This window comes from Streptomyces sp. a15 (genome assembly GCF_059026085.1).
The window spans coordinates 97,881-106,891 of the sequence record NZ_JBWLKM010000026.1 but is presented as its reverse complement, the minus strand read 5'-3'; the positions used below and the strand labels follow the sequence as shown (position 1 = coordinate 106,891).

7 protein-coding genes are annotated in these 9,011 nt (G+C 70.5%); all 7 read left to right on the top strand.

From position 1 onward, the window contains the following. The first annotated feature begins 269 nt into the window (after positions 1-269). The 7 genes from AC5P09_RS25800 (at position 270) to AC5P09_RS25770 (ending at position 8,956) form a co-directional block, all read left to right on the top strand. The gene (locus AC5P09_RS25800) at positions 270-1,223 is read left to right on the top strand and encodes a LysR family transcriptional regulator (protein ID WP_493876148.1); all 954 of its coding nucleotides are present in this window, start codon (positions 270-272) and stop codon (positions 1,221-1,223) included. A 155-nt stretch (positions 1,224-1,378) separates the two neighbouring features. Continuing rightward, on the top strand, positions 1,379-2,590 hold the full coding sequence (locus AC5P09_RS25795) for an aminotransferase-like domain-containing protein (protein ID WP_493876147.1): 1,212 nt from the start codon (positions 1,379-1,381) through the stop codon (positions 2,588-2,590). Beyond that, a complete protein-coding gene (locus AC5P09_RS25790) occupies positions 2,587-3,351 on the top strand; it encodes an SDR family NAD(P)-dependent oxidoreductase (protein ID WP_493876146.1) in 765 nt (254 codons plus the stop codon). The genes AC5P09_RS25795 and AC5P09_RS25790 overlap by 4 nt, the downstream gene beginning before the upstream one ends. Before the next feature lie 63 nt (positions 3,352-3,414). Then, positions 3,415-4,689, top strand: coding sequence for an aminotransferase family protein (locus AC5P09_RS25785; protein WP_493876145.1), 1,275 nt, complete (start codon positions 3,415-3,417; stop codon positions 4,687-4,689). Positions 4,690-4,694: 5 nt separating this feature from the next. Then, a complete protein-coding gene (locus tag AC5P09_RS25780) occupies positions 4,695-6,182 on the top strand; it encodes an NAD-dependent succinate-semialdehyde dehydrogenase (protein WP_493876151.1) in 1,488 nt (495 codons plus the stop codon). Between the two features lie 62 nt (positions 6,183-6,244). After that, positions 6,245-7,333 (top strand): alanine dehydrogenase, encoded by a 1,089-nt coding sequence (gene ald, locus AC5P09_RS25775; protein WP_493876144.1) that lies wholly within the window; start codon positions 6,245-6,247, stop codon positions 7,331-7,333. Between the two features lie 123 nt (positions 7,334-7,456). Further along, a complete protein-coding gene (locus AC5P09_RS25770) occupies positions 7,457-8,956 on the top strand; it encodes an APC family permease (RefSeq protein WP_493876143.1) in 1,500 nt (499 codons plus the stop codon). Positions 8,957-9,011: the final 55 nt, after the last annotated feature.

Below are 9,011 nucleotides of genomic sequence, written 5' to 3'. Positions count from 1 at the left end.
CGGAACGACAGCGGGAAGCGGAAGTACAGCCACACGCAGTGGGAGATGACCTCGACCGGGTACCGGTGACCCTTGTATGACCGACACGGCCTCCACGGACAGCCCCCTCCGGCACGATCAACCAGAAGATCATCTCACCCGGTCAACCAACGTGACAGCGCCCTCAGCAGCCTTCGGCATGGCCTTGTTCCCTGTGCGGGCACCGCATGCAGCCAGCTCTGCCGCAGTGGCCCCGAGGTTAGGCTGCCTGCCAACCCGAGTCTCAGCCGGTGTCGCCGACGCATCTGGAGGAAGCCATGCTGGACCTGCACCGTCTGATGCTGCTCCGGGAAATCAAGATCCGCGGCAGCATGAGCGCGGCGGCGCGGAACCTCGCCTACAGCCACTCGGCGATCTCGCAGCAGATGGGCATCCTCGAGAAGGAGGCCGGTGTGCCTCTGCTCGAGCGTGTTGGCCGCGGTGTGCGGCTCACCGACGCGGCCGAACAGCTCGTCCGGCACACCGAAGAGGTGCTGTCGATCCTGGAACGAGCGGAATCCGATCTGGCCGCCGCGCACGAGGAGATCCGCGGCTCAGTCACCCTGGCGGCGTTCAGCACCGTCAGCCGGGTCGTGATTCCGAGCGTGGTGGAGCGGCTGGCGCGGCTCCATCCGCAGCTGCGCGTGGACTTCGAGGAGCATGAACCGGAGGAGGGACTCGCCCGCCTGGCCGCAAGACGCCTGGATCTCGTCATCGCCGACGAGTACCCAGGAGCACCGCTGTCGGTCGGCCCGGGCCTGCACGCCGAACTGCTCTGTCAGGATCCGATCGGTGTGTACCTGCCGGCCGGCGTGGACGCGGACGCCGTCGGCGACCTGGCGCGGCTGGCGTGGGCGATGGAGCCCACGGGCACCGGTTCGTTCGCCTGGACGGTGCGCATGTGCCGGGACCTGGGCTTCGAGCCACAGGTCAAGTACAGCTCCCCTGACCTGATGTTCCACCTGCGCATGGTGGCGTCCGGGCTGGCGGCCGCATTCCTGCCCGGACTCGTCGTACAGGAGTCAGGGACGGAGCTGGTCCCCAGCAGTCAGTTCCCAAGCGGTATGAGCAGGGGCATCTACGCGGTGTCCCGAGAGGGAAGCCAGAATCGGCCTGTGATCCTCGCCTGCCAGACAGCGGTCCAGGAGGCGCTCGCAACCGTCCTGCTTGATTCCCCTCAGACCTGCGACGACCCGGGCCCATGATCTGAAAGTTCAGCTAACGGATAGCTGTCAGTAATCTTCGCTTTTCCTTATACGAGGGTGAATCTACGCTCGCGGCAGCGGCCTGCTCCTCTTGGCCGCCGACCCTGCACTCGCCATTCGGCCGGGGTCGCTCACTCCTCGTGCAAGGACCCTCGATGACAGCCACATCTGTCCCCTTGGCCGATCGCGCGTCAGACCTGGTCGGCTCGATCATCGACTCCTCGACGTCACTGCTCGCCGCCCAGACGCACGACATCGTGCGGTTCGCCATGGGCGCGCCGGGTGACGATCTGGTTCCCGTCGAGCTGTTCGACGGATACTTCGCCGAGTCCTCGGACGGCAAGTACGGCTACGGCGCCAGCGAGGGTGAACCGGAACTGGTCGAGCAGGTTCTCGCCCTCAGCGAGGCACAGGGAGTGCGGTCCACGGCGGAGCGCGTCGTCATCACCACCGGGGGCATGCAGGGCCTGGACCTGGCGTTCAAGCTGTTCGTCGATCCCGGTGACCTGGTGATCGTCGAGGGCCCGACGTATACCAACGGCAACAGCACCGCCCTCAGCTACGGAGCGAACCTCCTGGAGGCGCCGCTCGACGAGCACGGGCTGGTGGTCGAGCGTCTGCCGGAACTGGTAGAACGCGCCGGGCGTACCCCCAAGGCCATCTACACCATCCCCAACTTCCAGAATCCGTCCGGCGCCACGCTCTCCCATGTCCGGCGGGAACAGCTCCTCGAACTCGCCGAACGCTGGGGGTCCGTGATCATCGATGATGACCCGTACGGGCTGCTGCGGTTCGAGGGGCAGCGGGTGCCGTCGTTCGCCGAGCTGGCCCCGAACCACCCGCTGGTCTTCTCGGTCCGCACCTTCTCCAAGATCCTCGCCCCGGGACTTCGCGTCGGCTGGGTGGACGCAGACCCCGGGCTGCGGCAGTTGCTGATCAACGCGAAGCAGGCCATGGACACATGCACCAACGTCCCGGCGCAGCGCATGGTGACCCGCTTCCTGTCCGACGGCCACCTGCCGGGCCACCTGGCCCGCATCCGGGGCCTGTACCGCGCCCGCAAGGACGCCACGGTGGGTAGCCTGCGGCGGCACTTCGGGGAAGGGGTGCGCAGCACCGACCCGGACGGCGGGTTCTTCCTGTGGCTGACCTTCCAGAACGCCTACGCCGGTCTGGACACCCAGAAGCTGTTCGAGCCCGCCCTGCGGCATGGCGTCGCCTACATCCCGGGGTCGGCCTTCTCCACGATCGGTTCGTTCTCCGACGCCCTGCGACTGTGCTTCGCCACCTCCAGTCCGGAGCGCATCGAAGAGGGCGTCGTGCGCCTCAGGCGGGCCGCCGACGAGTTGCTGGCAGGTGTGGCATGAGCACCGCACAGGCCCAGCAGTCCCCGGTGGCCGTGGTGACGGGCGCGACTTCCGGCATCGGCGTCGCCACGGCCCGGCGACTGCACCGCGACGGCTTCACCGTGATCATCACCGGCCGGTCCGCCGAGCGGGGCAAGGCCGTGGCTGCCGAGCTGGGCCAGCGGGCGCATTTCGTGTCGGCCGACCTCACCGTGGACGGGGAGCCAGAGCGGCTGCTCAGCCAGACCGTCGACCACTTCGGGCGGGTGGACGTCGTGGTGAACAACGCGGCCGCCGACCACACGGGCGATCTGCTCGACGTGCCCGGCGAGGAGGTCCGCCGCACGTTCGAGATCAACACCTTCGCCGCCATCGCGGTACTGCAGGCCGCCGGGCGTGCCATGCGCGCGACGGGCGCCGGGTCGATCGTCAACATCACCTCCCGGCTCGCCTCCATCGGCGTCCCCACGATGGGCGTCTACAGCGCCAGCAAGGGAGCGATCAAGGCGCTGACCACCGCTGCCGCGGTCGAGCTGGCCCCGTACGGCATCCGGGTCAACGCCGTTGCCCCCGGCATGACCCTCACCCCTCTGTACGAAGCCTGGCTCGGTGAGCAGGAGGACCCGGCGCAGACGGCCCGCCAGGTGGTGGACGGCATCCCGCTGGGGCGCCTGGCCTCACCCGAGGACGTCGCCGGCGCGGTGAGCTTCCTGGCCTCGCCGGACGCCGTCTACATCACCGGCGCCACGCTTCCAGTCGACGGTGGCTACACCGCTCGCTGACGCCCCGGCGGCCTCATCGCCCGCTGACGCAACCTCAAAAACCCCCGTACCCGGGAGACTTCCATGCCCAACGAAGCCAACCCCGTGCTGCCCGGGCCCGCTCTGTGGAGCGCCCAGGCCCACATGCCGTCCGTGCTCGGCCGCCAGCTGGTCGTCGAGCGCGCCGAGGGCTCGTACCTCTTCACCACTGACGGCCGCCGCTTGTTCGACGGCACCGCCGGCCTGTGGCACGCGAACGTCGGCCACGCCCGCCCGGAGCTGGCCGAGGCGGCGTACACCCAGATGCGGCGCCTGGAGACGTACCACATCTTCGGCCGCTACCTGAACGATCGTGCGGTGGAGCTGGCCGAGCGCCTGGCAGCCCTCTCACCCATCGCCGACCCCAAGGTCATCCTCAACAGCGGCGGCTCCGACTCCATCGACGTGGCCTGCAAGCTCGCGCGGCGCCACTGGCAACGCGAGGGCCGCACCAGCAAGACCGTCATCCTCAGCCGCGAGTTCGCCTACCACGGTCTGCATGCCTACGGCACCAGCATCGCGGGCCTGGACTTCAACCGAGCCGGCTACGGCACCGAGTCCCTGGTGCCGGAGACCGCCCGCGTCTCCACGTACGACATCGCCGCCGTCGAGCGGACGGTGCACGAGATCGGCGCGGAGCACATCGCGGCGATCGTCGCCGAGCCCGTCCAGGGCACCGGCGGCGTCATTCCGCCCGCTCCCGGCTACCTGGAGGGCCTGCAGCGGATCTGCCGCGAGAACGACATCCTCCTCGTCGTCGACGAAGTCATCACCGGCTTCGGCCGCACCGGCCACATGTTCGCCTGCGAGCGCTACGGCCTCGACGCGGACCTGGTCACCTTCGCCAAGGGCGTGACCTCCGGCTACGCCCCACTGGGCGGCGTACTGGTCTCACCGCGCATCTGGCAGCCGTTCTACCGCGACTCCGAGCAGACGCCGATCTTCCGGCACGGCGCCACCTACGCCGGGCACGCCACCGCCTGCGCCGTCGCCCTGCGCAACATCGACCTGCTGGAGGAGGAGAAGCTCCTGCCCCGCGTCGCGGAGCTCGAACTGCTCCTCACCGGCGAGCTGACGCGGCTGCGGTCCCGCGAGGCGGTCACGGACACGCGGGTCGCCGGGCTGCTGGGCGGCGTCACCCTCGCCGACCACCTCAGCGCCGAAGCGGTCACCGACGAGGTCCTCGAACGCGGCTTCGTCACCCGCCCGCTGCGCGGCAACACCGTCCAGATCAGCCCGCCGTTCATCACCACCGACGACGAACTCCGCGAGCTCGTCGCCGCCATCGACGCGGTCATCACCGCGCAGGAAAGCGAGTGACCGACATGACCTCCAGCACGCGGCTCCTCACCTCCGACCCGGCCGCCCGGGCCGCCGCAGACAAGGTCGGCGCCCGCCTCGGCGGCGGCCGGGAAGGCGCGCGGGGCACCATCGCGGTCCACGACCCCTCCGACAACTCCCTGATCACCCGGGTGCCGGACTTCGACGCCGAGCAGGCACTCGACGCGGTGGCCCGCGCCGACGCCGCCGGACGCGCCTGGGAGGCGACCACGCCCCGGCACCGCGCGGACGTGCTGCGCCGCTGGTACGACCTGCTCATCGAGAACGCCGAGGACATCGCCCTCCTCATCACCCTGGAGATGGGCAAGCCGCTCGCCGAGGCGCGCGGCGAGGTCAGCTATGGAGCCGACTTCGTGCGGTGGTACGCCGAGGAGGCGGTCCGGCCCGGCGGCAGTGTCCGTGACGCGCCCGCGGGCGGTGCCCGCCTGTTCACCCGGCGCAGCCCGGTCGGCCTGGCGGTGCTCATCACGCCGTGGAACTTCCCCCTGGCCATGGCCACCCGCAAGATCGCCCCCGCGCTCGCCGCGGGCTGCGCCGCGGTCGTCAAGCCGGCCACCCTCACGCCGCTGACCACACTGCTGGCGGTGCGGCTCGCCGTTGAGGCCGGGGTGCCGGCCGACCTCGTCCAGACGGTCACCACCAGCGACGCCGGCGCGTTCAGCCGCGCGGTACTGACCGACCCGCGCGTGCGCAAGGTGTCGTTCACCGGCTCCACCGGCGTGGGCAAGGTGCTGCTGCACCTGGCCGCGGACAACGTCCTGAAGAGCTCCATGGAGCTGGGCGGCAACGCACCCCTGCTGGTGTTCGACGACGCCGACCTCGAACGCGCCGTCGAAGGCGCCTTCACCGCCAAGATGCGCAACGGCGGCCAGTCCTGCATCGCCGCCAACCGCATCCTCGTCCAGGACGGCATCGCCGACGCGTTCGTCGAGGGCCTGACCGAGCGCCTGGCGGCGGTCCGCACCGGCAGCGGGCTGGCCCCCGGCGTCGGCCTCGGACCCGTCATCGACGACAAGGCCGTCGCACGGCTCACCGGCCTCGTCGACGACGCGACCCGGCGCGGAGCGAAGCTGCTCACCGGCGGCACCGCCCCCGAGGGGCCGGGCTCGTTCTTCGCGGCCACCGTGCTCGACGGCGTCCCCGCCGACGCGGACGTGGCCACCACCGAGATCTTCGGCCCGATCGCCGCCGTCCAACGGTTCTCCACCCAGGAGGAGGCCGTCGCCCGCGCCAACGACACCGAGTACGGGCTCGCGGGCTACGTCTTCACAGAAAACCTCGACCGTGCCTTCAATGTCGCGGACCGGCTGGCCACCGGAATCGTCGGCATCAACCAGGGCGTGCCCTCCAACGCCGCCGCCCCGTTCGGCGGCGTCAAGCAGTCCGGGCTCGGCCGGGAGGGCAGCGGCGAAGGGCTCGAGGAGTACCAGGAGATCCGCTACTACAACCTCGCCCTCCGCCCCACCACCTGACCGCCCCCGCTCACCCGCTGTCCGACAGAACACCCAAGCCAGCACTCAGAAAAGGCACCACCATGCGCATAGGCGTCGTCAAGGAAATCAAGACCAAGGAAGCCCGGGTCGGGCTCACCCCGGCCGGTGCGGCTGTGCTCGTCGAGGACGGCCACGACGTCCTCGTCGAACAGGGCGCCGGCGCCGACGCCGGCTTCGGCGACCACCTCTACGAGCAGGTCGGCGCGAAGCTCGTCGCCCAGGAGGAAGCCTGGGCAGGCAGCGAACTCCTGGTGAAGGTGAAGGAGCCCATCGCCGCCGAGTACGGCTTCCTGCGCGAGGACCTGACCCTCTTCACCTACCTCCACCTGGCGGCGGACCGACCGCTCACCGAGGCCCTGCTGGCCGCCGGGACGCTGTCCGTCGCCTACGAGACGGTCCAGGACGCCACCGGCCTGCCGCTGCTGGCCCCGATGAGCGAGATCGCCGGACGCCTCGCCGCCCACGCCGCCGCCACCTACCTCACCGCTCCCGAAGGCGGCCCCGGCGTGCTGCTCGGCGGATCGCCGGGCGTCGCACCGGCACGCGTCCTCGTCATCGGCGGCGGGGTCGTCGGCACCCAGGCCGCCCTCCTCGCCCTCGGTATGCAGGCCGAGGTCACCGTCCTGGACACCTCCGCCCGCCGTATCCGCGAACTCGACACCCTCTTCGCGGGACGCGCCCGCGTCGTCGTCTCCGATCCCGAGACCCTCTCCCGCGAACTCACCCAGGCGGACGTGGTCATCGGAGCGGTTCTGGTGCCGGGGCAGACCGCGCCCAAGGTCGTCCGGCGGGACCACCTTTCACTACTGAAGCCGTCGGCCCTGCTCATCGACGTCGCCATCGACCAGGGCGGAGCGTTCGAGACCTCCCGCCCCACCACGTACGCCGACCCGGTCTACGTGGAGGACGGCATCCGTCACTACTGCGTGGCCAACATGCCCGGCGGGGTACCGCAGACCTCCACCCGCGCCCTGACCAACGCCACCTTCCCCTTCCTGCGCAGGCTCGCCAAGGGGCCCGCCGCCGCAATCGCGGCCGACCCCGCCCTCGCCACCGGTGTCAACACCCGCGACGGCGCGATCGCGCACGCCGGCGTGGCCCAGGCGTTCCCCGACCTCCCGCGCGCCTGAGCCGCCCCGCACCGCAGTCCCTCTGCCTCACCGCCTCCGTGACCGGGGCCGTTCCGGCCCAGGTCGGCCGCGCACCCGACTGGCCGCCCTTTCCCCGCTCCCCGCACCGCAAAGGACACTCCCGTGGCAGAAACCAGAACAGGAACCAGAACACCGGCTTCCACCCTGCTGCGTCGCAAGCCCGTAGCCGTACTCGTCGCCGAAAGCGGGTCCAGCACGCTCCCGCCCGGGGCCCCCGAACACGGTGGGCGCTCCGGCATCCACCTCCGCCGCTCGATCGGGCTGTGGCAGCTGTCCGCCATCGGCATCAGCTGCACGATCGGCACCGGCATCTTCTTCGTGCTGAACTCCGCCGTCCCCGAAGCAGGCCCGGCCGTCCTGTTGTCCTTCGTCATCGCCGCGATCACCGCGGGACTGACCGCGCTCTGCTACGCCGAGCTGGCCTCCGCGATCCCCGTCGCCGGCTCCTCGTACTCCTACGCCTACGCCACCCTCGGCGAGATCGTCGCCTTCGGCGTCGGCGCCTGTCTGCTGCTGGAGTACGGGGTGTCGGCCTCCGCCACCGCGGTCAGCTGGGGCCAGTACCTGAACAAGTTCCTCGACCTGACCGTCGGAGTCACCATCCCCGACGCGCTCGCCGCGCCGCCCGGCGACGGCGGCTACGTCAACCTGCCGGCCGTGGTCCTGGTCGCCCTGTGCTGCCTTCTCCTGGTCCGCGGCGCCAGCGAGTCGGCCAAGGCCAACATCGTGATGGTCGGCATCAAGGTCGCCGTGCTGGTGCTGTTCGTCGCGATCGCCGTGACCGGCTTCAACTCCGGCAACCTCACCCCGTTCATGCCGCTCGGCGTCAGCGGCGTGGGTGTCGCCGCGTCCAGCATCTTCTTCTCCTTCATCGGCCTGGACGCCGTCTCCACCGCGGGCGAGGAGGTCAAGGACCCGCGCCGCACCATGCCACGGGCCATCCTCATCGCCCTGACCGTGGTCACCGTCCTCTACCTCGCCGTTGCTCTCGCCGCGGTCGCCGCCCAGCCGTGGAAGCGGTTCAACGGCCAGGAGGCCGGCCTCGCCCAGATCCTCCAGGACGTCACCGGGCACACCTGGCCCGCTCTCCTGCTCGCCGGCGGCGCCATCGTCTCGATCTTCAGCGTCACCCTGGTCACCCTCTACGGGCAGACCCGCATCCTGTACTCCATGGGCCGCGACGGCATGCTTCCCCAGCGCTTCGCCCGCGTCTCGCCCCGCACCGGCACCCCCGTCTGGAACACCCTGGTGGTCGGCGCCGGAGTCGCGCTGCTCGCCGCCTTCGTCCCGCTGGACGCTCTGACCGACCTGACCAGCCTGGGAACCCTCGTCGCCTTCACCGTCGTTTCGACGGGCGTCATGATCCTTCGCCGCACCCAGCCCGGCCTGGACCGCGGCTTCAAGGTCCCCGGCTACCCCGTCACCCCGGTCCTCAGCATCGCCTTCTGCCTGTACCTCATCTACGGCCTGCATCCCGTCACCTTCGCCATGTTCGGGGTGTGGCTCGCCGGCGCCGCCGTGCTCTACTTCGGCTACAGCGTCAAGCACTCTCGCCTGGCTCGGACCGAGCCGCAGGAGGAGCTGCTCACAGAGCCCCGATAGCCCCTCGCCGAACCTGTTCGCGCGCCGTGGCCATGTCCGGCGCGCGACAGGTTCT